Raw genomic sequence first — 23323 nt, 5'->3', positions numbered from 1 at the left:
AGGGGGAGAGGCGCAGCCTGTGGATAACTCCGCCCTGCTTCATTATTTTGGGAGGCATGAAGGTAGCAGCAGTGCAGTTAACATCCACCGGAAATATCACCGAGAACCAGGAACTGGCGCTTGCCAAGATCCGTGAGGCGGCCGGAAACGGGGCGCGGTTAATCGTGCTTCCGGAGGCTACGGCGCAGAATTTCCGCTCTGGGCGCCTTGATGAGCAGGCACAGACGCTCGAAGGCCCGTTCGCCACGGCGATCCAAGCGCTCGCAGAGGAGCTCGAGGTCACCGTCGTGGCCGGCATGTTCTGCCCAGCCGATACCGTGGAGCGCGAGGGCAAGACCATTAATCGCGTGACCAATACGGCGCTCATTGCAGGTCCTGGCGTACTGGGTGGCTACGACAAGATTCATACCTATGATGCCTTTGACTACCGCGAATCGGATACGGTCTTGGCCGGCGAATCGCTGGTGGCCTTCGACGTGGATGACCTTATTGTGGGCGTAGCCACCTGCTATGACATCCGTTTCCCGGAGCAGTTTAAGGAGCTGGCCAGCCAGGGCGCGCAGCTCATTGTTGTGCCCACGAGCTGGGCGGACGGCCCCGGAAAGCTGGAGCAATGGCGCCTGCTCACGGCCGCGCGTGCCTTGGACTCCACCAGCTATATCCTCGCGGCCGGCCAATCGCGCCCAGGCGGCGAGGCGGAGGCGGGCAATCCCTCCGGACCAACGGGCATTGGCCATTCCACCATCGTTGACCCGAATGGCGTGCGCATGGCCGAGGCCGGGTACGAGGATGACATCCTTTATGCCGACATCGATCCGAATGAGGTAGCGAAAACCCGCCGCGCCCTGCCGGTCGTGGCCACTGCGGACTAGGCCAGTGCCGCGTAGTCTTCCGGCTGCCAGCGCCCGTCGCGGCCCCAGCTAAGGAGGTCGATGTTCTGCTTGCCGACGCCCCTTTGAACCAACTCTTCCTCACCTTCCACAACTTCTTCGGCCGGTCCGACGAGTAGGAAGCGCGGGGGAGTGCCTGTGGATAACTCCACCTCGTTGACTACTACATCGGTCGGCTCCCCGGAGACCACGTAGTCGGCGCCGGGTGCCAATTCGCGGGCATTGAGCAACCACGGGTCTTTTTCTTCCCGCACGATGCGGCGCACCGGTACGCCGAGCGCTGCTAGGTTCTGCTGGAAGTAGGTGTCATAGTGGGCGCCGGGGCTGCCCGCCACGGCAAAGAGGCGCGGTACTCGACTGCGGACTTTATCGCCCAGCGCGGCGAGCGCCGCGCAGCGGGCTGTGGCCCAGCCGGTGCCGTAGGCAATGATGACCAGTTCACCTGCGCCCGCGTTCTGGAGGCTAATGCCGCCGGCGGGCTGGCCCAAGGTCCACCAGTCTCCGGGCTGCGCGTGCGCGAGGGACCGGGAAGCCTCGCCCGCGGTGGAGACGTGAAAGATCAGCTGACCGGTCCCGTCGCTAGGCTGCGCAGGGGAGAGCATCCGCCATTGCCCGGGCAAGTACTGTGTAGTCACCGGAAAGTGCTGCCCCGGTTGGTAGGGCACAGCCAGGCCAGCCTCCACGCGGATGATGGATGTCTCGCGGGTGGGGTGATCTACAGCTACCACTTGCGCCGAGTGCGCCGGTGCTTCGCCGGCGGCGTCGGATTCCCGTGCGGCGTCGGCCATCGTGGTACATACCTGGTGGATGACGTCGCAGGCAAAGTTGTATTGATACTGCGTCAGCGCCAAAACCCGCAGTCCCGCCACGAGGGCATCGTCGACGCGGGCATAGATTTCGGGCGGAAACCCATGCCGGCGGTGATCGCGGGCGAGCTGGGTGAGCTTTGCGGAGACGTCGGCAAGCAGGGGCTCCCCAGGCTCCGTATGTTCAATCACCCACGCCAGCGCAGGCACCATCGAGGTATGGGTATCGCGCATCGACAGGGCAAAAATCTGCCGGGATTCAGGCACCGCGTTAAAGAAATGCTCGTGGACCGCATCGCGGTACTCGTCTGCGTAATTTCGAAAATGCTCGCCCAATTCCCACATGTCACATCATCCTAATAGTCAGCGCCCAACTGGGGGTCGAGCTACCTACTGAAAGCTGTAGTGGGGGTGAAAACGGGAGCCTATGTTGTGGATCACTTAGCGAAAGGTATTGTATTCCCTATCCGTCTGCCCTCTAACGGGGGCAAGCCGCCATAATTGCACAGCTAGAAAGGGTCCCCATGGAAGATTTTTCCGCTTATACGCTCATGTTGGATGTGGGCTGGATTTCTTTGCTTATGGTCATCGGCAACGTCCTGCGTCACCAGGTGAAGTTCATCTTCCAGGACCTGCTGCTGCCTGCCCCTATTACCGCCGGCCTTATCGGCCTGCTGGTAGGTCCAAACGTGCTGGGCTGGATCAACTTCTCCGATAATTTGGGTGACTACACCTCCATCCTCATTGCGGTGGTCTTTGCGTCCATGGCCTACTCCATGGAAGTGGGCGGCAACATGGGCAAGGGCGCGCGCAATATGTGGGGCTATTCCACCATGATGTTCACCGGCCAGTGGGGCCTGTTTATCGTGCTGGGCCTTATCCTCTTTGCGCCGCTTTTCGATACCCCGAATTGGTTCGGCATGATGCTGCCCGTCGGTTTTACCGGCGGCTTCGGTACTGCTGCGGCCGTGGGCGGCGCGCTGGAGGGCGTGGGCGCTGATGCCGCGTCTTCGCTCGGCTTTACCTCCGCGACCGTCGGCACGCTGGCCGCAATCATCGGCGGCGTAATCGCCGGTAACTGGGGAATCCGCAAGGGCAAGGTCTCCCACGTACCCAAGGAGCTGCCGGAAGAGCTGCGTCGCGGCTACATCAAGAATATTGATGAGCGCCCGTCTCTCGGCCGCGCTACCACCAACCCTTCCTCCATCGAGCCGCTCGCACTGCACTTTGGCTTCATCATCTTGACCGTGATGACCGCCTACGGCATCAATCAGGGTTTGAGCAGCATCTGGGAAAACGTCTCCGTGCCGCTTTTTGCTATGTCTATGGTGGTGGGCCTTCTCTTCCGTGCGGTCATGAATTTCGTCGGCGCCGAGGATTATCTGGATAAGGACTCCATTTCCTCCATTTCCGGCGCGGCCACGGACTACCTCATCGCTTTCGGCGTGTCTGCCATCGTCCCGGCCGCTATTGCCTCCTACTGGCAGGCACTTCTCCTGCTCTTCGTCCTGGGCACCATCTTCTGCGTGTTCTTCTTGCTGTGGTTCCCGGCCGAGTTCTTTGGTGAGCGCTGGATCGAGCGCGGCATCTTTGGCTGGGGCTGGGCCACCGCCACCGTGGCGACCGGCATCGCCATCCTTAAGATTGTGGATCCTAAGCTCAAGTCCGGCACGTTGTCCGAATACGGCATGGCCTATATCGGTTTCGGCCCGTTTGAAATCTCGTGGACCATCATCGCGCCCATGGCCGTCATGTACGGATTTACCGGCGTCTTCGGCGCCATTTCCTTGGCGATTTCCATCGGCGTCTACATTGCCTTCAAGGCCATGCGCCTTATGCCGCCGCGCGGCACTATCTTCCAGGAGGGCATCGGCCATGTAGGACAGAAGCAAGCATAGCCGCGCTTGCCGACGCCCCCTCCTTCCCGCCTTAAAAAACTATGAGATTGACCGCATAAAAGTTAAGAATATTTCTCGTCGGTGCGGGATTGGTGGAAACCCTCATGGCCGCGACCATGGCCTATAGGCCGCGCTACCACCGTTAACATCGGTGAGAAAAGATTTTCTCGAGAAAGGGCATTCGATTGGGGGTTATCCCTGTACCTTAAATTTTGTTAGAATTAGCGGGTATTAATCTTTGTCTTGATGGGGAACTAGATGTACCAGTTAGATGGGGCTTCCAGGCGGGTGATCATCCTGGAAGCCGCTGTTTATGTAGCGGGCTGCGAAGGCGAGCAGGCCGTTACCGTGGAATCTGTGGCGGACCAGGCCGGTCTCTCGTCGCAGGCGGTGGCTGAGGAATTTGCCAGCGGCGCCGACATGCTCGCGGAAATCCCCGCCTTCTTGGATCGTCGTATGTCTGAATACATGGTGGAAGCAGCATGCCACCTGCCGGAGGGTAATTCTGGCGGCGATGTCCTCATGCAGCTGGCAGAGGCCTACTTTGCCTACGCCCATGACGAGCCCGCCATCTACCACTACCTCTTCGAGCGGTACGATGCCATGGATGAGGAGCACGTCTGCCAATTTGCCAAGGGGGAAAAGTCGGGGACTCCGGGGGCGGACATGGCGCTGGACGTCGTCAAGCGCTTTGCCGAAGAACAGGGTGCCGTCGTAGCGGCAGATGGAGATATCTCGCCCTTGGAAATCGGCCGCATCACTTTGGCGCTCTGGTCGGTCATTCATGGCATGGGGCACTTGAGTGTGGTGGGCATCTTGCGCCTGCAGCACGCCGTTATTCGCGCCGCCAACCTTAAGCAGGTCGATCGCCTCGTAGTCGATGCCCTGCAATATTGGTTTAAGAATAAGCAGATCCCGCAACGCCGCCCCATTATGAACGATGCCCGCGGCATCGTAGAAGGGGTTATGGGAAGCGAACGCGAACAGCCTTTCGTAGCTCCGGAAAACCTTGAGCAGATGGATCCCGAGGAAGCCAAGAAGGTCATCATCGAGGCCGCGCTGCGCGTGGCTGGTCGCCGCGGTGTCGACCGCCGCTTCTTTGACCACGTGGCCGAAAAGCTTGGTACCTCCAAAGACTTCCTGACCACCATCGTGGACAACGATTTCGCGCTGCGTGAGGTGGCAGAAACCCTCACCACCACGGAAATGGCCAAGGTCTTCGAGGATTGCCTTGCTGCGCTTCCGGAGGACACCCCCACCGTAGACCAACTGCAGATTGTTGCGGCCGCCTATTTTAATTACGCGATGATGTACCCAGAGCGTTTCAGCTCCATTATCGCTCTGGCCAGCGGTTCCATCGTTCCACACAATGGTGATGGCAGCTCGCACCAGGGCATGACCAAGAACTTTGCCATCATGATGGACCTACTCCGCAAGTTTGTCATCGAGATGGGAATTACCCCCACCGACCAGCTGGTTTATATCAGCGCCTTGGCTGTATGGGCCGGCGCCAATGGCATTGCCCATCTGTGCAGTATCGGCGATTTCAAAACCTTTAATGAAGATCTCAAGTGGGCGCTTTTTGTTCAGGTAGTGACCGTATCCTTCTTTGCCATCGCGCATAGCTTGCAGATTCTGGGCCACGAAAACGAGGAATACAAGCAGGTTTAAAAGTCCTGCGCAAAGTTGAGCTCCCCACGCTCAAAAATATTTAGGTTGAGTGGAATAGGCTCAACTCTGGGTGCGTTGTGCTAAGTGAAGCCCTACAGTGGGTGAATAAAACTTAGAAGGAGCAACGCACACATGAACTCATTTAACCCCACCACTAAAACACAAGAGGCCCTGCAGGACGCCCTGCAAACAGCTTCCTCTAATGGCAACCCGGATATCCGCCCGGCCCATCTGCTGGCCGCTATCTTGAGCCAAGAAGGCGGCATTGCCGCCCCGGTTCTTAAGGCCACCGGCGTAGACCCGGATACCGTGCTCAAGGAAGCCCGCGAGCTCGTTGATTCCTATCCCAAGGCCGAGGGTGCCAATATGGCCAACCCGCAATTTAACCGCGACGGCCTCAACGTCCTGACTAAATCGCAGGAGCTGGCCGGGGAGCTGGGCGATGAATTCGTCTCCACCGAGGTCCTCCTCGCCGCCATCGCCGGCTCTAAGACCGACGCCGCCGAGCTACTTACCGGCCGTGGTGCTACTTATGACGCCATCAAGGGTGCCTTCCCCTCCGTCCGCGGCGCTGCCAAGGTGACCTCTGAGAACCCGGAGGACCAGTTCCAGGCCCTAGAAAAGTACGCCACGGACCTCACCGCCCGCGCCCGAGAGGGAAAGATCGACCCGGTTATCGGCCGCGATCAGGAAATCCGCCGCGTGGTCCAGGTGCTTAGCCGTCGCACGAAGAATAACCCAGTGCTCATTGGCGAACCCGGCGTGGGCAAAACCGCCATCGTGGAGGGCTTGGCCCGCCGCATCGTGGCTGGCGACGTCCCCGAGTCTCTCAAGGGCAAGACCCTCATCAGCCTGGATCTAGGCTCCATGGTCGCCGGTGCGAAGTACCGCGGCGAATTCGAGGAGCGCCTTAAGGCCGTGCTCGATGAGATTAAGTCCTCCGAGGGCGAGATCATCACCTTCATCGATGAGCTGCACACCATCGTCGGCGCCGGCGCTACTGGCGACGGCTCCATGGACGCCGGCAACATGATTAAGCCCATGCTGGCCCGCGGCGAGCTGCGCCTCGTTGGCGCCACCACCTTGGACGAGTACCGCAAGTACATTGAAAAGGACGCCGCCCTCGAGCGCCGCTTCCAGCAGGTCTACGCCGCCGAGCCTTCCGTGGAAGACACCATCGGCATCCTGCGTGGCTTGAAGGAGCGCTACGAGGTGCACCACGGCGTGCGCATCATGGACTCCGCGTTGGTATCGGCCGCCGAGCTATCCAATCGCTACATCACCAACCGCTTCCTACCGGATAAGGCCATCGACCTCGTCGATGAAGCAGGCTCCCGCCTGCGCATGGAGATCGACTCCTCCCCACAGGAAATCGACGAGCTGGAGCGCATCGTACGCCGCATGGAGATCGAAGAGCTGGCGCTGAAGAAGGAATCTGACGCCGCCTCCCAGGATCGCCTAGCCACCCTGCAAGGCGAGCTCGCGGACCAGCGCGAGAAGCTCGGCGAGCTCAAGGCCCGCTGGGCCAATGAGAAGAAGGCCATCGATGATGTCCAAAACATCAAGGAAGAACTCGATGACCTGCGCCGCCAAGCTGAAATCGCCGAGCGCGACGGCGACCTCGCACTCGCCTCCGAGATCAACTACGGCAAGATCCCCCCGCTGGAAAAGGATCTCGCGGCCGCGGAGGTCAAGGCCGCCGAGCAGCGCAATACGATGCTCGATGAGGAGGTAAGCCCAGACACCATCGCGGAGGTCGTTTCTGCTTGGACCGGCATCCCGGCCGGCAAGATGTTGCAGGGCGAGACCGAGAAGCTGCTCAATATGGAATCCGTGCTGGGCAACCGCGTGGTCGGCCAGAAGGAAGCCGTCACTGCTGTATCGGACGCCGTTCGCCGCTCCCGCGCGGGCGTGGCCGACCCCAACCGCCCGACCGGTTCCTTCCTCTTCCTCGGTCCCACCGGTGTGGGCAAGACCGAGCTCGCGAAGGCATTGGCGGACTTCCTCTTTGACGATGAATCCGCCATGGTGCGCATCGATATGTCTGAGTACGGCGAGAAGCACTCCGTTTCCCGCCTCGTCGGTGCCCCTCCGGGATACGTCGGCCACGAGGCTGGCGGCCAGCTCACCGAGGCCGTGCGCCGTCGCCCCTATACGCTCGTGCTTTTCGACGAGGTAGAGAAGGCCCACCCCGACGTCTTCGACGTCCTCCTGCAGGTCCTGGATGAAGGTCGGCTTACCGACGGCCAAGGACGCACCGTCGACTTCCGCAATACCGTTATTATCCTGACCTCCAACCTGGGCGCCGGCGGCACCCGCGAGGAGACCATGGACGCGGTGAAGAAGGCCTTCAAACCCGAATTCATCAACCGCCTCGATGATGTGGTTATGTTCGAGCCCCTTTCTGAGGAGCTACTGCGCGGCATCGTCGACATCCAACTGCGCGGCCTGTCCGAGCGCCTCGACGCCCGCCGCCTGACCCTGCAGGTCTCGGATTCCGCCAAGTCCTGGCTCGCCGAGCGCGGCTACGACCCGGCCTATGGCGCCCGCCCGTTGCGCCGCACCATCCAGCAGGCCATTGGTGACAAGCTCGCCAAGAAGCTGCTGGCCGGCGACATCGTTGATGGCGACACCGTCCACGTGGACGTCGCCGATGGCGGCGCCGAGCTAGACATCGCCGCCCGTTAGTCGGCCGCACAGCGCCCGCCGCGCCAAATCCTGCTCATGCCCCTAGACTCGGGGGCATGAGCATTTTGGTCTCCCCGCAAGAACTCCGCGAATCCATTTATCACGGCGAGCGTTTCACCCTCTTGGCCACCCACTGGCAGCCGCAGCTGCGCCAGAGCTATAACGAATTCACCTCCCTGCACATCCCGACGGCACTATTTAGCGATACCGCCAATTCCTTCGCCGGCCTGCCCGGCTCCCAGGTAGGCCGCAACCCGCTGCCGGATCCGGATAAGCTGCAGGAGCACTTCCGCCAGTGGGGAATCCGCGAGGATCGCCCAGTCGTGGTCTATGACGAAGGCCGTGGCCTTTTCGCCGGCCGCGCCTGGTGGACCTTGCGCTGGGCCGGCCTGGACAACGTCCGCATCCTCGACGGCGGCTTAGCCAATTGGCGCCACCTGGGCTATACCACGCTTACCGGCCCTGGCAACTTCGCCGTTGGTGCCACCGCCGAGGTCAACCCGGGCCAGATGCCCGTGGCCACCATCGATGACGTGCGCAATCACGATGGCCTGCTCATCGATACCCGCACCCGCAACCGCTTCGCCGGCCGTCGCGAGAACCTTGACCTCAAGGCCGGCCACATCCCCGGCGCCGTCAATGTGCCGGAGCGCCTGTTCCACAACGATGGCCTGCGCACCTGGAAGTCCGCGGGCGAAATCCGCGAAGTGCTTTTCGACGCCGGCCTCACCCCCGACAACGTCCAAGGCGCCATCATCTACTCCGGTTCCGGTAACCACTCCGCCCTCGCCTTGGCCGCCATGGAAGACGCTGGCTTCACCGGCCTGCGCCACTATGTCGGTGGCTGGTCCCAGTGGTCTGCCAACCCCCACAACCCCGTCGAGCGCGGCGACCGCCTCACCGTCAACGGCTAATCGCCCCAGTCCGCCCCTCGCTTCGCCCTCAGCCTCCCGCGTCCGCGCGCCGAGCGCTGAGGGCTTGCTCGTTCCTACTACTATCGTGGGGTGATGGCTTTTCTAATCCTTGCTCTCGCGGTTCTTCTCGGCATTGCCGGCGGTGCCCTGCTGCTTTACGACGGCAAACAGCGCACCTCCACCCCTACACCCTCCGCCGACGCAGACCCCAGCTCCGTGGAACCCACCCCCGCTGATGCCGCTCTCGCAGATCCCACTCCAACGGACTCCGCATCCACCTTCGCCGCGCCCGAAAACGCTGCCCCGGCCGAGCCTGCCGATTCGGCCTCGAGCGTGGCCCCCGAGCGTGCCCCTGCCGCTGACCCGGCTACCCCGGCCACCGAAGCAGATGCGTCAGCTCCCGCACCGGAGCTCACTCCCGAGCCCGCGACCGAGACCCCGTCCCAGCAAGAACCTGAGCCAACTGACGAACCCGAGCCGGCCCCCGAACCGGAGCACCAGCCGAGCCACGAGACCGCGAGCGAGCACCCTGCACCTTCCAAGCCCCACGCGCGTCACCGGCCGATCCTGCCGGGAACCATGCGCCGCGAGCGCCGCAATTGGGCGGAAGCCAAGGGATTTGAATTCATGAAGGCCGACCCTTACCTCGTAGACGAATGGACCAGGGGAGTGGCCTCCACCGGCGCGGCTCCCAAAGACATTGTCGCCGGTAACGTGTACGGCCACGAGATGCTGTTGATGGATATCGATGGCGTCAACGTCATGGCCATGCGCACCGGCGCAGCCTCCGACATGGTGGTGGACTTCCGTCGTTTCGATCGCGACGACGCGAAGGCTTCCGAGGACCTGCTGTTGGCGATGACCATCGAGGGTTTCGATGTGTATTCCTCGGATAGCGCCGTGACCGAGCGCATGGTGGACGAGCGCGTCCACGTCGCCCTCCAGCAAATGCCCGAGGCCGTTACCGCACTGTGGATGGAAACAGAGTGGGTCCTGGCGCAGACCACGAAGCAGGCGCGCTCCGCGGAATGGGACGCGATGCTGCCGCCTCTCGCCCTGCTTGCCGACGCCGCCCGCGTCCTCCCCCCGCGTTCCTCGGCCACCCACGTGGTGCGCCTTGAGGAATTGGACCCAGCGCGCGAGATTCCCGCCCAGCCCATCGTCGAAGTCGTCGGCGGCGCGCCGACCGCAGGCGCGCCCGAATTCGAGCGACCCGTCATCCAACGGCCGGAAGAGCCGTTGCAGATGCCGTCTCGGGCCTACTCCGAAACCCGCGGCCCGGTCGAGCACAGCGCCCTCGGCGGCGACGAAGTAGACGCCATTGCCGACGGCCGCGAGCGCCCCAACCCCGATTCTCATACCGCCCGCCTGCCGCGCCAGCAGTTCCGCGCCGCCTCCATCTTCGACAGCCCCTCCGCCGACTCCACCACCGATGGCCTCCGTGCGGCCGACCCCAACCCAGTCGACCCCACCCCGGCGAGCGAGTCCGCGGCCGATCGCAACCAGGCCGACCCCAACCCGGCGAGCGACTCCGCGGCCGAGGAATCGGACCCGCGCCGGGGAGAGTAGCCTAGAGTCCGATACCGGCGGCCGGCCGCCGTCCCCGAACCACAACAAGGAGCAGATGACTGTGGATTCTCACACCACCAACGCCCAGAACGCGCACGCCCAGAACTTGGACGCCGAGAAGAAGGCCCGCCTCGCCGAACTGGTTAAGGAACTGGCCGTCGTCCACGGCAAGGTGACCCTGTCCTCAGGTAAGGAAGCTGACTACTACGTGGATCTCCGCCGCGCTACCTTGCATCACGAAGCTTCCCGCCTTATCGGCGCCCTGCTGCGCGAGTTGACCGCAGATTGGGATTTCGCGGCCGTCGGTGGCCTGACTCTCGGCGCCGACCCGGTTGCTACCTCCATCATGCATGCCGAAGGCCGCGATATCGACGCCTTCGTCGTGCGCAAAGAAGCCAAGAAGCACGGCATGCAGCGCCGCATCGAGGGCGCGGACGTAGAAGGCAAGAAGGTTCTTGTCGTAGAAGACACCACCACTACCGGTAACTCCCCGCTGACCGCCGTGGCCGCGCTGCGCGAGGCCGGCGCCGAGGTCGTGGGCGTGGCGACCGTTGTGGACCGCGAGACCGGCGCCGGCGACGTCATCGCCGCAGAAGGCCTCGAGTGCCGCTCCCTGCTGGGCTTGGGCGACCTTGACCTCGCCTAACGCAGATGGCGCGGCCGACCAGGCCAAGGGCCCGACCGAGTGGAACGAGGGCCGCCATGGCGTAGGCCCCTGGGAAGGTCCGCTGCCGCAAGGGCCGGAGGCCGCGAAATACGATCCAGAGCTGCTTGCCGAAGGCGACCGTCGCAACGTCGTCGACGCCTACCGCTACTGGAGTAGGGAAGCGATCAAAGAGGACATCGATAAGCGCCGGCATAGCCTGCACATCGCCATCGAGAACTTCGAAAACGACGCCAATATCGGCACCGTCGTGCGCACCGCCAACGCCTTCGCCGTCGATACCGTGCATATCGTCGGCCGGCGGCGGTGGAATCGCCGCGGGGCAATGGTCACGGATAGGTACCAGCACTTGATGCACCACGAGAGCGTCGAGAAGCTTATTGCTTGGGCGGCCGAGGAGGGCCTTACCGTCGTTGCCATCGACAACACCCCCGGTTGCGTGCCCCTGGAAACGGCCGAGCTGCCGGAGCGCAGCCTGCTACTCTTCGGCCAGGAAGGCCCCGGCGTGACGCAAGCAGCCCAAGATGCCGCGGTGATGACCTGCTCCATCGCCCAATTTGGCTCCACCCGCTCCATCAACGCGGGTGTCGCGGCCGGCATCGCCATGCACGCCTGGATCCGCCAGCACGCCGATCTGGATAATTCTTGGTAGGAAGATCGCTACACTAGCTGTATCTACCCGTGCGACTGGAGTGATTGAGGAACCGTGGAAGAAAAATGGGCCCACCGCGCCGAACTCGCAGAGGCCGCCATCAATGAGCGCCACGCGCACTCTGTGTGGGGCCTGCCTCGCACCAATCTAGCGGTGGTTAGCTGGCCGCCCACCACGAAGGAAAAACTCTTTGTCCACTGGCACTACTGGTGGCAGGCCCACTACCTGGACTGCCTCGTCGATGCGGCGCTGCGCAATAACACCAAGGTGCGCCGCTACCGCATCTATGACACCTTGCGCGGCATTCGCATCCGCAACCTCGCGCAGCTGACCAAGAATAAGTACTACGACGACAAGGCTTGGCTCGCGCTGGCCTTCGGCCGCGTGGAAGGACTGAAGAAGGCAAAGACGCCCAAGCGCCTCGCGGCCCTGCAGCGCAATATCCACGAAGGCCTCGATGAAACGCTTGGTGTGCTGCCGTGGCGCCTGGGCGAGAATTTCATGAACGTGCCCTCCAATGGCCCGGGCGCCATCATGCTCGCGCGGATGGGGCGCATTGAGGAAGCACGCCACATCGTTGACTGGATCTATGACCACCTGCTTGACGACGACGGCTACATCATGGACGGCGTCCGCATGCGCATGGACGGCCCTGAGGTGGTAAAAAACATCCACCCCTACTGCCAGGGCGTAGTGCTCGGCGCGTGCCTGGAAATCGTGCTGGCGCTGCGGGAAAAGGCCGGCGTGGGCGATCTGGAGCACATCGACAGCGTGTACGAGGCCGAGATGGCTTCCGAGATGATGGATTACATCATCCGCATCCGGGGCTTGGTGCAGACCGTGGCTTCGGGCATGGCTACGCCTTCGGGCGTGGTGGACTGGGAGACCGGCGATGGCGACGGTGGCCTGTTTAAGGGAATTTTGATGCGCTATCTTGCCGACGTCGCTGTGCGCCTGCCCGGCGATTCCCCCGCCAACCGTGCGACGAAAAAGCTGGCCGCGCGCATGGTGGTGGCCTCGGCCGAGTCGGTGTGGGAGCACCGCCTCGAGGTCGACGGCCTGCCGATTTTCGGATCCGACTGGTTGTCCGATGCGCGCCTGCCACATAACTACGGCTTCGGCCGGCGCACCATGAGTGAGAAGGTCGGCATCATTCGCGTAGATGAGCGTGATCTGTCCGTGCAACTCTCCGGGTGGATGCTGATGGAGGCCTGCGCTCGCGTGACGCGGCACATGTCTAAATAATCCACGCTTTTCAGAGGGGGATTGGCTCCGGAAATGAGCGGGTTGAAAATGTCACACGGTTTTTGCGGCAGAATTTTCGTGAAACGGGCATACTTGGGTGCTGGAACGTGTTTGACCACAAACCCACTTTTTAAGGATGGAAACTCATGCCAATTGCAACCCCTGAGGTCTATAACGAGATGCTGGATACCGCGAAGAAGAATGGCTTCGCGTTCCCAGCTATCAACTGCACCTCATCTGAGACCATTAACGCAGCTCTGAAGGGCTTTGCTGAGGCCGAGTCCGACGGCATCATCCAGTTCTCCACCGGCGGTGCCGCCTTCGGCTCCGGTCTGGCTGTGAAGGACAAGGTCAAGGGTGCTCAGGCACTGGCCGCATTCGCTCATGAGGCCGCCAAGCACTACGGCGTGAATATCGCGCTGCACACCGACCACTGCCAGAAGGAGGTACTCGATGAGTACGTCCGCCCACTGCTGGCAATCTCCCAGGAGCGCGTCGACCGCGGCGAGAACCCACTGTTCCAGTCCCACATGTGGGACGGCTCCGCTATTCCCATCGACGAGAACCTGGTCATCGCCCAGGAGCTGCTGGAAAAGGCCAAGAACGCGCACGTCATCCTCGAGGCCGAAATCGGCGTCGTCGGCGGCGAAGAGGACGGCGTCCAGGCCAAGGCGGGTGCTAATCTCTACACCTCCCCAGAGGACTTTGAGAAGACCATCGATGCCCTAGGCACCGGCGAGAAAGGCCGCTACATGCTGGCCGCTACTTTCGGCAACGTTCACGGCGTCTACAAGCCAGGCAACGTGAAGCTGCGCCCAGAGGTCCTGCTCGAGGGCCAGAAGGTGGCACAGAAGAAGCTCGGCCTGGGTGAGGACGAGTACGCATTCGACTTCGTCTTCCACGGCGGCTCCGGCTCCGAGAAGGAAAAGATTGAAGAGGCACTTCGCTATGGTGTCATCAAGATGAACGTAGACACCGATACCCAGTACGCCTTCACCAACCCGATCGCTCGCCACATGATGGAGAACTACGATGGCGTATTCAAGATCGACGGCGAGGTTGGCAACAAGAAGGTCTACGATCCACGCTCCTACCTGAAGAAGGCAGAGCAGGGCATGTCCGAGCGCGTCATCGAGTCCTGCCAGGACCTGCACTCTGTGGGCAAGTCCATTTCCAAGTAATTGCCCTTAGCTGCTCCACACTGCTTTAAGTTGAGGCAGCCTCGCACATAGGCATGCCGAATGAGCCGCTTCCCCGCGTGGGAGGCGGCTTTTTCGTGCTCTCGGCCGGCGCAGTTAGGGGTTGTGTGTGGGGGTGGGATTGTGGTTGGGGTTTGGCGGCCTAGCGGGGCTGGGGACGAAGCGTGGGGTGTTGCTCCACGGTGGTATCCAGGCGATGCGGCCGTCGATGCGTACCATGCGGCCGCGTTCCGTTGGCCGGGAGGGGTCATCTTGGTTGACGGCGTTGTGGTGCGCGCACAAGGTGACCAGATTTTCTTGGTTGGTAGACCCACCGGCGGACCAGGCGGTGAGGTGGTGGACTTGGGCGTCGTCGGCAGGCGTATTGCAGTCCGGCCAGGCGCACACGGGGTGCTCGGCTGCGGCGAGCATGCGCTGCTTCCACGTGGCCATGCGCTCGGTGCGGTACAGGTTCACCGGGCCGTGCTCGGGGTGAACGAGGCTGACATAGCCGCGCTGGGCTAAGGCACGAGCGACGAGTTGCGCGCCGGTCATGCGGGCGCCGTTGGTGAGCTGGAGGGTGATATCGGAGGCGTCGGCAGGCGCGGCGACGATGCGGTCGAGCTGGTCCAGGGTGAGGATGACGTTGGTGTGCACGGCCGGCAGTGCGCCGGGGTTGCCCTCGAGGAGGACCTTCTTGGCGGCGGCGAGGGGATCGTCCTTGTTGACGGAGGAGAGCACGCCCTTGATATCGGCGATATCGGTGGGATCGGCCGTAATGGAGATGGTGTGGGGTCCGTCGGGGCGGCGGGTATAGCGCACGCCGGGCTCGGGGCGACGGGGAGGATTGAGCTGCTTGAGGAGCTTCTTGGCCACAGAAGGGATGAGGCGGGCCTCGGTGCGACAGAGTTCTAGGCGCAGGTCCCAGGCGCGGCTGGTGTCGCGCACGCGGCGGGTATAGGATTCGATGCTATCGAGCGTGGTGAGGTCATGGGCACGGGTGCGGGCGGCATCGCGCGCGAGGCGCTGCTTGCGGGAATTGGACGTGCGGCCGAAGTAGACGTGCTGCAGGCGGGCGAGCTGGGAAGCCAGAAGGGGGCTGGCCCCGGCCTCGAGGAGCGAGTCTTCGGAGCAGCCCTGAAAATCGGCGACGAGATCGACGCCGCGGCGGCATAGCAAGAGAAATTCGGTGTTCACACGGCCGAAGTTAAAGGGCACGCGAGGGCCGAACAAGCGGTGCGCGGCCGGGAAGGGCGAAATTGTGGATAGGTGGGGGGGAAAAGGGGGCGTCGGCAAGAGCTATCCACAAGCCGGCCGGCGGCCGAGATGCGCGGGGACGGCGGCGATGGTAAGGGCGGTCTTCTATGCTGGAAGTCATGTCGGAAGCGAAGGAAAGAGTCTCAACGCGGCAAAAGCTGCGGGTGATTGACCGCTCGGTGCTCTCGCGGGTAAACCGCATCCGTTCGCGGTTTGTCTACATCGTCCAGGCGACTATCGGCGCGGCGCTCGCGTACTGGGTAGCCGGCGATGTGGTGGGGCACCCGCAGCCGTTCTTCGCACCGATTTCCGCGGTCATCATTCTGGGGCTTTCGGGCGGGGACAGGATGAAAAAGGCGCTGGAAATGTCGATTGGCGGCATCATTGGCGTGGCCGTGGGCGATTTACTTTTCCAAATCGTGGGCCAAGGGCCGTTCCAGATTTTCTTCATTGTGGGCGCGGGCCTGGTGGTGGGCTCGTTTTTGACCAAGTCGCCGCTGGTGACCAACCAGATTGTCTTTGGCGCGATTTTGATCGCCACGATTTTCCCACCCACAGAGGGCCCAGGCGGCCTGCACCGCGCGATTGACGCGATGATCGGCTCTGGCATTGGCCTTATCACCATTGCGCTCATTCCTAATTCCCCGTTGGTGGAGGCGCGGCGCGAGGTCTCGAAGGTGTTAAAAATTGCCTCGAGCATTCTTGCCGACGTCACGTATGGCATCCGCCACCAAGACCCCGCCGTCATCCGCGATGCGCGCGAGGCGGTACGCGGTACGCAAAATAGCATCAATACTCTGCTGAGCGCGGCGCAATCGGGTAGGGAGGCCTCGGAGGTCTCGCCGCTGTTGTGGGCCTCGCGGCGCAGCATTCGCTCGCTGGAGCGCATCCTCATGCCGGTGGATAACGCGGTGCGCGGGGTACGCGTGCTCTCGCGCCAGGCGCTGGGCCTGACGGAGGACCGCGATAAGGTTTCGGAGGAGCAGCTGGAGTTGCTCGATGAGCTTTCCGACGTCATCCTCGCTATCAGCGAGCTCTACGGCCAAGGCAAACAGCACGGACACGACGAGGCGATTGAGATTCCGGACCTTGTGCAACGCCTGCGCATCGTGGGCGGGCGCGCCGGGCTGGACATTATCGATAAAGAAGGCACACTCTCGGCCTATATGATTCTGGGCCAAACGCGCTCCCTCGTGGTGGACATGCTGATGGTGTGCGGGTTGTCGCGTGAGTCGGCCGTGGCGCACCTGGTGCCGACCTCGCAGCACCCGGCCTACCCGCCGGAGGTGTGGGGGCGCGAGGACTAGCGTCCTCGCGCGTAGATAAAGACGCCGTGCGCAATGAGTGACGTCGCGCGGGGCTAAGGACGGACGATCTGGAGGTCGCGCAGGTGGCGGTAGAACGTCACGCGGGTCACCGGCCGCTTGTGAGGGACAGAATCGACGATGACGCGCAGCTGCGGGCCGCCAGCCTGGACCGCGCGGCCGGTGCTGACGGATTCGGGGTCGAGCTGACCGGGCTTACGCAGGAGCGAGCGCAGGCGGCCCTGCGACTCGACGGGGGAGGTGGCGCGGGCGGCGAGGATGCCGGGGGCGTCGGTCATCGGGACGAGGCGCGCGCCAAAGGTTTTGGGGGAAGTGGCGGCTAGGGTGTGGTCGTCGATGATGACTTCGCCGGTGAAAGAGCCATTTGCGGCGTCTGAGATGGTGGCGGAGCCGGCGACGGCGAGGCCGGAATCGTTGCGGATGAGCGGCGCAGGGCGGACCGGGGCCGTGCGGGCGAAGTCGAGGGCCTCGGCCGGGGAGGTGGGAATTCCCCAGTTCTGCGCGGCCGCGGATGTGGCGGATGCGGGGGAGGCGGTCGGCGCGGTGGTTGAGGGGGCAGAGGCTGCGGCCGAGGGGACGGGGATGAAAGCGACCTCGGCCCAGAGGCGGTCGGAGCGCATGAGGCGGGTGAGCACGGCCGAGAGGGCGGCGTCGGAGCCGGCGACGACGATGCGGGCGGGCTCAGCTAGGTGCGGGGCCTGCGGGGCAGGTTCGGGGGCGCCGAGGTGGCGAACGTCGGGTTGCGCGGCAATGTCATCGAGCGAGGGAGTGGGGTCTGTGGGGAGGAGGGGGTTGAGGAAGGCGTCGATAAGCGCGAGCTCTTTGCGGGTAGGGATGGGGGAGAGGTCGTGGGCTTCGGCAGGCATGGCCACGCCCGGGGCGCCGCAGCGGAGGAACAAAAAACGCATGCGGACAATGCTACGCGGGCTTTTTGCGCCGGGAAAGTGTAAAGTTGGAGAGTATTTTGGCTTCAATTATGAGGAAGTGACTAAACAATGGCAGCGATCGTCATTGTCGGCGCCCAGTGGGGCGACGAAGGCAAGGGCAAAGCGACCGACATCCTCGGCGGCAAGGTTGACTACGTGGTCAAGCCGAACGGCGGTAATAACGCCGGCCATACCGTCGTGGTAGGCGGCGAAAAATACGAGCTGAAGCTCCTGCCGGCCGGCATTTTGTCCGAGAACGCCACCCCGGTGCTGGGCAATGGCGTAGTGATCAACCTTGAGGCGCTCTTTGATGAGATTGATGGCCTTGAGGCCCGCGGCGCGAACGCCTCGCGCTTGAAGATTTCCGCCAATGCGCACCTGGTGGCGCCGTACCACCAGACCCTGGACCGCGTGCAGGAGCGCTTCCTGGGCAAGCGCGCTATCGGCACCACCGGCCGCGGCATTGGCCCGACCTACGCCGATAAGGTTGCGCGCATTGGCATCCGCGTGCAGGACATCTTTGATGAGTCCATCCTGCGCCAGAAGGTGGAGTCTGCGCTGGACATTAAAAACCAGATGCTGGTGAAGATGTATAACCGCAAGGCCATTGAGGCAGACCAGATTGTGGAGTACTTCTTGAGCTACCGCGATCGCCTGCGCCCGATGGTTATCGACGCCGAGCTGGAGCTCAACAAAGCCCTCGAGTCCGGCAAGCACGTGCTCATGGAGGGCGGCCAGGCGACCATGTTGGATGTGGACCATGGCACCTACCCGTTCGTGACCTCGTCTAACCCGACCGCCGGCGGTGCTTCCGTAGGTTCCGGCATCGGCCCGACCCGTATCAAGACCTCGCTGGGCATCATCAAGGCCTACACCACCCGCGTGGGCGCTGGTCCATTCCCCACCGAGCTCTTTGATAAGTGGGGCGAGTACCTGCAGACCACCGGCGGCGAGATTGGCGTGAACACCGGCCGCAAGCGCCGTTGTGGTTGGTACGACTCCGTCATTGCGCGCTACGCCACCCGCGTGAACGGCTTTACCGATTACTTCCTGACCAAGCTGGACGTTCTTACCGGCATCGGTGAGATTCCGATCTGCGTGGCCTACGACGTCGACGGCAAGCGCTACGACGAGCTGCCGCTTACCCAGTCCGAGTTCCACCACGCCGAGCCGATCTTTGAGACCATGCCGGCCTGGGATGAGGACATTACCGAATGCTCCACTTTTGAGGAGCTACCGCAGAAGGCACAGGATTACGTCCTGCGCCTAGAAGAGCTATCCGGCTGCCGTATTTCCTATATCGGTGTCGGCCCTGGCCGCGACCAGACCATTATTCGCCACGATGTGATGGAAGATCAGTAAAGCAATTCCGCTTTCAATCGTCGAATGAGCCCCGGCGCGTAGTGTTTCCACTGCGTCGCGGGGCTCTTGGCATTTCTTTGGAAGCTTAGTGCGTAGCTACAGGAGGGGAGGAGTGGCACCTCTCTTAACGCGATCGATAAGACTTCTTTACCAGGCGACAGTAGTAGCTAACACCATCAATTTACTTTAAAAAGTTTATTGAAAATACCAAGGAAACCACGACGGCTTCAGTCCCCCTAAGCATCGGCATATTCGACACAGTGACAAATAAAGGTGAAGGTGTCACTTCTAAGACCGCCGCCATTGTAGGGGTGGTAATTGATTTACCTTCGCTTGCAGTGAACTATTGGAGCGCGAGGGGACCCTCTTCGTTGAGGGGGCAAGGGTAGGAATGAAGGTGTAGCAACGGTCGTTGTCCAAGCCGCATCGATTACGCTGGGTGCTTCCTTCTGCTAAGCCTATCCATTGGATTCTCGGACATCGGGCGATGCCACTGTATCCCAGCCGCAATCGGCGGGGCCTTGCTGCTGTTCCTGGCTACGTTCAGCTTTATAGATTGACCGTGAATATCTCGGGTTTCCCCACGCGTAGAGCAGGTTCCTGCACTGACTAGTGGCATCGTCTGCTAGTTTGCTGCCCAGATTTTCCCGTTGACGAACCGGCTGGGTATCTACAGCGGGTGCTCAGCTAGCCAGGCTAACTAGATTGATGTGATGCTGAAGCGCTCCTTTATGAATCGCGTGGCATTACATTGTCTGGGCTCTGGCCCCAGTAACTAACATCTGTCCATAACATGCGGATTCCTTCAGCCCTCAGATAGACAACCCAGGTCTTCCTATTGCCTGGGTAATTCCCCGCTTCCTTAGGGGAGCAATCCCCACCCTAGAGGCGAAGCACAGGTGCTGGGATATATAGGTGCTTTTTAGCTGTCCTCACAGCCTTAACATGCTGAATTAAGTCTTTCTCTGTTGTGCATACCTAAATGCTAAGTTAAAATTAAGCAGGCTTTAAGCACAGAGAATTTTCAGCTTTCGCGGACCCTATTTCCGCGCACTAATACACAGGGAGTTACTTCAATGATTATCAAGCTTTTGAGTGGCCTACTCGCCACGATTATGAGCTTCTTTGGCCTGGGCGCCCCAGCGCAGGAGGCTGCGCCGGCACCTGAGCAGAAGCAGGTTGCTGTTGCTGAGCAGGGCAACACCGACGACGTGCAGGCTCTTATCGACGCCGCGCATGCCGAAGCCGGCTACGACTTTATCAGTGTCCGCTATGAAGGCGACACCGCCAATATTGTCCTGAATCCGGAGACCTACAACCCGGACAAGGATGACGTTACTTTCAAGGCAGTCTCCCAGCTCCTACGGGAGAAGGGTTACCAGGTCACTGCCGTTCTTTAAGACCTGGTATATTCCTTCAGGATCCGCACTGCGGTCTAGGTAAAGCATTTGCTAGCCGAGGCCCGTGCGGATTTTTCTTTGCCCAATTCTCCCTCACCCTTGTGTGAGGCCCCTAAGTGTGATTGTGACCACCCTAGGCAGAGTTTTTGCTCACATATGCCTTCTTGAAGGTGAATGGCAATAAGATTAAGGCTTACTACACGTCTGGTATATCGAACGTGTGCACGCCCCGTTCGAATGATCTCCAGTCACACCTGTAACACCAACTTTCTACGGATGATTCTGGAGTAATGCGAAGAAAGCCCGTGCAAATCTCTCTCTTGAATTTGCGTGAAGTTAGATAAAACGCAGCGTATGGAAGTGTTTGCATAGGTCTAGTTAAATCTAATCTTAGTAATGGTTAAGCTAGCGGCTTAACTCTTTAGCCTTAGAAAGTGCCTAGCGGGCATCGAACATCTGTATTTAATACTGGGTTGACCGTAAAAATAAAAGCATCTACCTGTGGGTATGAGATTAGAAATCCTGCATAACGTGCAGTTTTCTAATATTTTCTGGCTGGCGCCTTAAATTTTCCCGTGATATTATCCTGAGGGCACGATAAGAGTTAATCCAGATTCGGGTTCAAAACCCTGATTAACCGCAGTGTGTTCAAGTCTCAATTTCAGGTTCTGCTCAGCGAAAACACTCGCTGTACAGGAAAACGAATGTAAGTATTTGTACCGCTCGAAGAGGAAAGAATGAGTAAATTAAGAAACATATCCCGAGAGGGGTGGATGGTCTTTACCGCAGTGCTCGCTGCAATTGCGGTAATTGCGGCCATGGTCACCGTTCCGGCGGGTAAGGCGGAGGCTGCTGAGCCTACCGACTTCGTGCCGAATATGGACTTAGGTTCGCAAGCCGGTAAGGGGGGTGCCGATGAATCCTGGGGTGATCTTGTGTGGGCTGGAGCCCCCGAGCACCATGAGGGTGGTACTGACGTATCTCAGGGTAATCCCAAGAACAATGTAGGTTGGGGCTGGTGCATTGACACTCTCGTCGGACGTCCGATGCAGACGATGCAGCTCTACGACAAGGAAACTGCAGGCAAGGTAGCATTGCCGGACGAGTATCACGACGCTGCTATTGGTTTGGCTATGAAGCTGCGTGACGCAACCGAACGGGGAGATAAAGCAGCGGCAGCAAATTACTCTGTGTATTTGGTAGCCTTGCTTGCTCATCCGGCTAGCCGTCCGGCCGCTGCCTTGACTATTACCGGAGAAGATCCTGGCTACGGTGAAATTAACGCCGTTCACTACCCGAAGTTTACTGGCTCTGCAGAAGAATTTAAGCAGCTTACGGGTCTCGACATTGTAAATGCCATGGATGCGGTCTACAAACGTGATCCAAATGTAGAAGTTCCAAAGCAGCCGAAGGATGCTTTTATTACCATCGTTGGCCCTGATGGCGCACTGCAGGGTAAGCCTATGGGACAGCGTGTGATGCCGGTCGATCAGCCAGGTTTGCCGGATACTCCGGACAATGGTGGCGGCTCTGAAGAACCGACTACTTCTCCAGAGAACCCAGATACCGAGGAGAACACGACGGAAGAGACTACCTCTGAGAATCCGGGGGAGGAGACTTCTTCTAGCGAGACGACTACCGAGTCTGAGCCGTCCAATACTGAGGAGACCACTCCTAAGGATTCCACTACTGAACCGACCTCTCCTGAGGAAACCACTACGGAGGATACTGGCGAGCCGACTACTTCTCCAGAGAACCCAGATACCGAGGAGAACACGACGGAAGAGACTACCTCTGAGAATCCGGGGGAGGAGACTTCTTCTAGCGAGACGACTACCGAGTCTGAGCCGTCCAATACTGAGGAGACCACTCCTAAGGATTCCACTACTGAACCGACCTCTCCTGAGGAAACCACTACGGAGGATACTGGCGAGCCGACTCCGGGTAAGACTACTGATGTAGTGCCCAACCCTGATCCGACACCGACTACGGAGGAGCAGGAGAAGGATCTTAATCCGGAGATTAAGACGGAGGCCAAGATCAAGAATGGCGACCGTGTAGAGAAGGGCGCCACGGTTATTGACACTGTGACGTATAAGGACCTTGTCCCGGGTAAGAAGTACACCCTGAAGGCAAAGCTGATCTCTAAGGCAGATGGCAAGACCGAACTGGGTGAAGGTTCTGCGGTACTGGTTCCGGAAGAGTCCGCCGGAAAAAAGGCCGTTGAGATCACCGTCAATGACAAGGCAGATCCTGCTGTTGACGCTGCGGTTGCCTTCGAGAAGCTGGTATCTACCGAGGTAGATAAGGACGGAAACGAGACCACTGGCTCCACCGATGAAAACGTGATTGCTACTCACGAAAACATCAACGATGAGATGCAGACCGTTAACACCAAGTGGACCCCGTCCATTGAGACCAACGCTGACTTTGACAACGCTAAGCAGGTAAAGGCTGGCGTCACCGTCAAGGACACCGTTAAGTACACGGACTTGGTTCCGGGTAAGGAATACACCCTGAAGGCCGAGCTGCGTAACAAGGCTGAGAATGCTAAGGGTGAGCACGAGGTCGTCGGCAAGGGCGAAGAAACCTTCACCCCGGAGAAGTCTGCCGGTGAGCAGGTCGTTGACATCAAGGTCAACGACGATGTTGAGGGCGTCATCGAGGCTGCGGTTGCTTTCGAGACTCTGACTTCCAAGCAGGTCGATGAGAACGGTAAGGAAACTCCGAACTCTGATGAAGAGAAGAAGATTACCGAACACCGTGACATCAATGATCAGGCCCAGACCGTAACTTCCCACAAGAACGCGATTGTTTCTACGAACGCGGACTTTGAGAATGGTTCGAAGGAAGTTGTTGCTGGTGCCAAGATTGTGGA

17 protein-coding genes are annotated in these 23323 nt (G+C 60.7%); 14 read left to right on the top strand and 3 right to left on the bottom strand.

All coding sequences use genetic code 11. From position 1 onward, the window contains the following. The first annotated feature begins 56 nt into the window (after nt 1–56). Nucleotides 57–872, top strand: coding sequence for a carbon-nitrogen hydrolase family protein (locus QP324_RS10355; protein ID WP_284815986.1), 816 nt, complete (start codon nt 57–59; stop codon nt 870–872). Here QP324_RS10355 and QP324_RS10350 read toward each other — a convergent pair. After that, the gene (locus QP324_RS10350) at nt 869–2041 is read right to left on the bottom strand and encodes a 2-polyprenylphenol hydroxylase (RefSeq protein ID WP_284815985.1); all 1173 of its coding nucleotides are present in this window, start codon (nt 2039–2041) and stop codon (nt 869–871) included. The two genes, QP324_RS10355 and QP324_RS10350, sit on opposite strands and share 4 nt — an antisense overlap. 179 nt (nt 2042–2220) lie before the next feature. Here QP324_RS10350 and QP324_RS10345 point away from each other — a divergent pair, with 179 nt between their 5' ends. From QP324_RS10345 to fbaA, 9 genes are all read left to right on the top strand, one after another. Then, nucleotides 2221–3594 (top strand): sodium/glutamate symporter, encoded by a 1374-nt coding sequence (locus QP324_RS10345; protein WP_284815984.1) that lies wholly within the window; start codon nt 2221–2223, stop codon nt 3592–3594. A 258-nt stretch (nt 3595–3852) separates the two neighbouring features. Next, entirely contained in the window at nt 3853–5265 is a 1413-nt protein-coding gene (locus QP324_RS10340) for a TetR/AcrR family transcriptional regulator (protein WP_284815983.1), read from the top strand. A 132-nt stretch (nt 5266–5397) separates the two neighbouring features. Then, a complete protein-coding gene (gene clpB, locus QP324_RS10335) occupies nt 5398–7953 on the top strand; it encodes an ATP-dependent chaperone ClpB (protein ID WP_179387042.1) in 2556 nt (851 codons plus the stop codon). 56 nt (nt 7954–8009) lie between these two features. Then, nucleotides 8010–8867 carry a sulfurtransferase gene (locus QP324_RS10330; protein ID WP_005329334.1) on the top strand — a complete coding sequence of 286 codons (858 nt, stop codon included), beginning with the start codon at nt 8010–8012 and terminating at the stop codon, nt 8865–8867. Nucleotides 8868–8960: 93 nt separating this feature from the next. Further along, nucleotides 8961–10436 carry a hypothetical protein gene (locus QP324_RS10325; protein WP_284815982.1) on the top strand — a complete coding sequence of 492 codons (1476 nt, stop codon included), beginning with the start codon at nt 8961–8963 and terminating at the stop codon, nt 10434–10436. Nucleotides 10437–10491: 55 nt separating this feature from the next. Next, a complete protein-coding gene (gene pyrE, locus QP324_RS10320) occupies nt 10492–11082 on the top strand; it encodes an orotate phosphoribosyltransferase (protein WP_284815981.1) in 591 nt (196 codons plus the stop codon). Next, nucleotides 11069–11752 (top strand): TrmH family RNA methyltransferase, encoded by a 684-nt coding sequence (locus tag QP324_RS10315; RefSeq protein ID WP_239279369.1) that lies wholly within the window; start codon nt 11069–11071, stop codon nt 11750–11752. Before pyrE ends, QP324_RS10315 begins: the two co-directional genes overlap by 14 nt. 54 nt (nt 11753–11806) lie before the next feature. Continuing rightward, entirely contained in the window at nt 11807–12997 is a 1191-nt protein-coding gene (locus QP324_RS10310; protein WP_239279368.1) for a glycoside hydrolase family 76 protein, read from the top strand. A gap of 146 nt (nt 12998–13143) precedes the next feature. Continuing rightward, the gene (gene fbaA, locus QP324_RS10305; RefSeq protein WP_284766681.1) at nt 13144–14178 is read left to right on the top strand and encodes a class II fructose-bisphosphate aldolase; all 1035 of its coding nucleotides are present in this window, start codon (nt 13144–13146) and stop codon (nt 14176–14178) included. A 114-nt stretch (nt 14179–14292) separates the two neighbouring features. Here the strand turns inward: fbaA and QP324_RS10300 are convergent, their stop codons facing one another. Continuing rightward, on the bottom strand, nt 14293–15372 hold the full coding sequence (locus tag QP324_RS10300) for an HNH endonuclease signature motif containing protein (RefSeq protein WP_284815980.1): 1080 nt from the start codon (nt 15370–15372) through the stop codon (nt 14293–14295). A gap of 167 nt (nt 15373–15539) precedes the next feature. On the opposite strand from QP324_RS10300, the gene QP324_RS10295 reads away from it, so the two are divergent. Then, the gene (locus QP324_RS10295) at nt 15540–16739 is read left to right on the top strand and encodes an aromatic acid exporter family protein (protein ID WP_284815979.1); all 1200 of its coding nucleotides are present in this window, start codon (nt 15540–15542) and stop codon (nt 16737–16739) included. 53 nt (nt 16740–16792) lie between these two features. Here QP324_RS10295 and QP324_RS10290 read toward each other — a convergent pair whose 3' ends face one another. Next, on the bottom strand, nt 16793–17665 hold the full coding sequence (locus tag QP324_RS10290; protein WP_284815978.1) for a hypothetical protein: 873 nt from the start codon (nt 17663–17665) through the stop codon (nt 16793–16795). Between the two features lie 87 nt (nt 17666–17752). Between QP324_RS10290 and QP324_RS10285 the strand changes: the two genes are divergently transcribed. The 3 genes from QP324_RS10285 to QP324_RS10275 form a co-directional block, all read left to right on the top strand. Next, the gene (locus QP324_RS10285; RefSeq protein ID WP_284815977.1) at nt 17753–19045 is read left to right on the top strand and encodes an adenylosuccinate synthase; all 1293 of its coding nucleotides are present in this window, start codon (nt 17753–17755) and stop codon (nt 19043–19045) included. 1076 nt (nt 19046–20121) lie between these two features. Continuing rightward, the gene (locus tag QP324_RS10280; protein ID WP_284815976.1) at nt 20122–20445 is read left to right on the top strand and encodes a malonyl-CoA-ACP transacylase; all 324 of its coding nucleotides are present in this window, start codon (nt 20122–20124) and stop codon (nt 20443–20445) included. A gap of 737 nt (nt 20446–21182) precedes the next feature. Beyond that, nucleotides 21183–23323 (top strand): VaFE repeat-containing surface-anchored protein (locus QP324_RS10275; RefSeq protein WP_284815975.1); only part of this gene is annotated, 2141 nt, incomplete at its 3' end.

Origin of the sequence: Corynebacterium sp. UMB0012 (assembly GCF_030216265.1) — a bacterium.
Taxonomy (GTDB): domain Bacteria; phylum Actinomycetota; class Actinomycetes; order Mycobacteriales; family Mycobacteriaceae; genus Corynebacterium.
The sequence above is the reverse complement of the archived record's forward strand: the minus strand, read 5'-3'. Positions and strand labels throughout refer to the sequence as shown.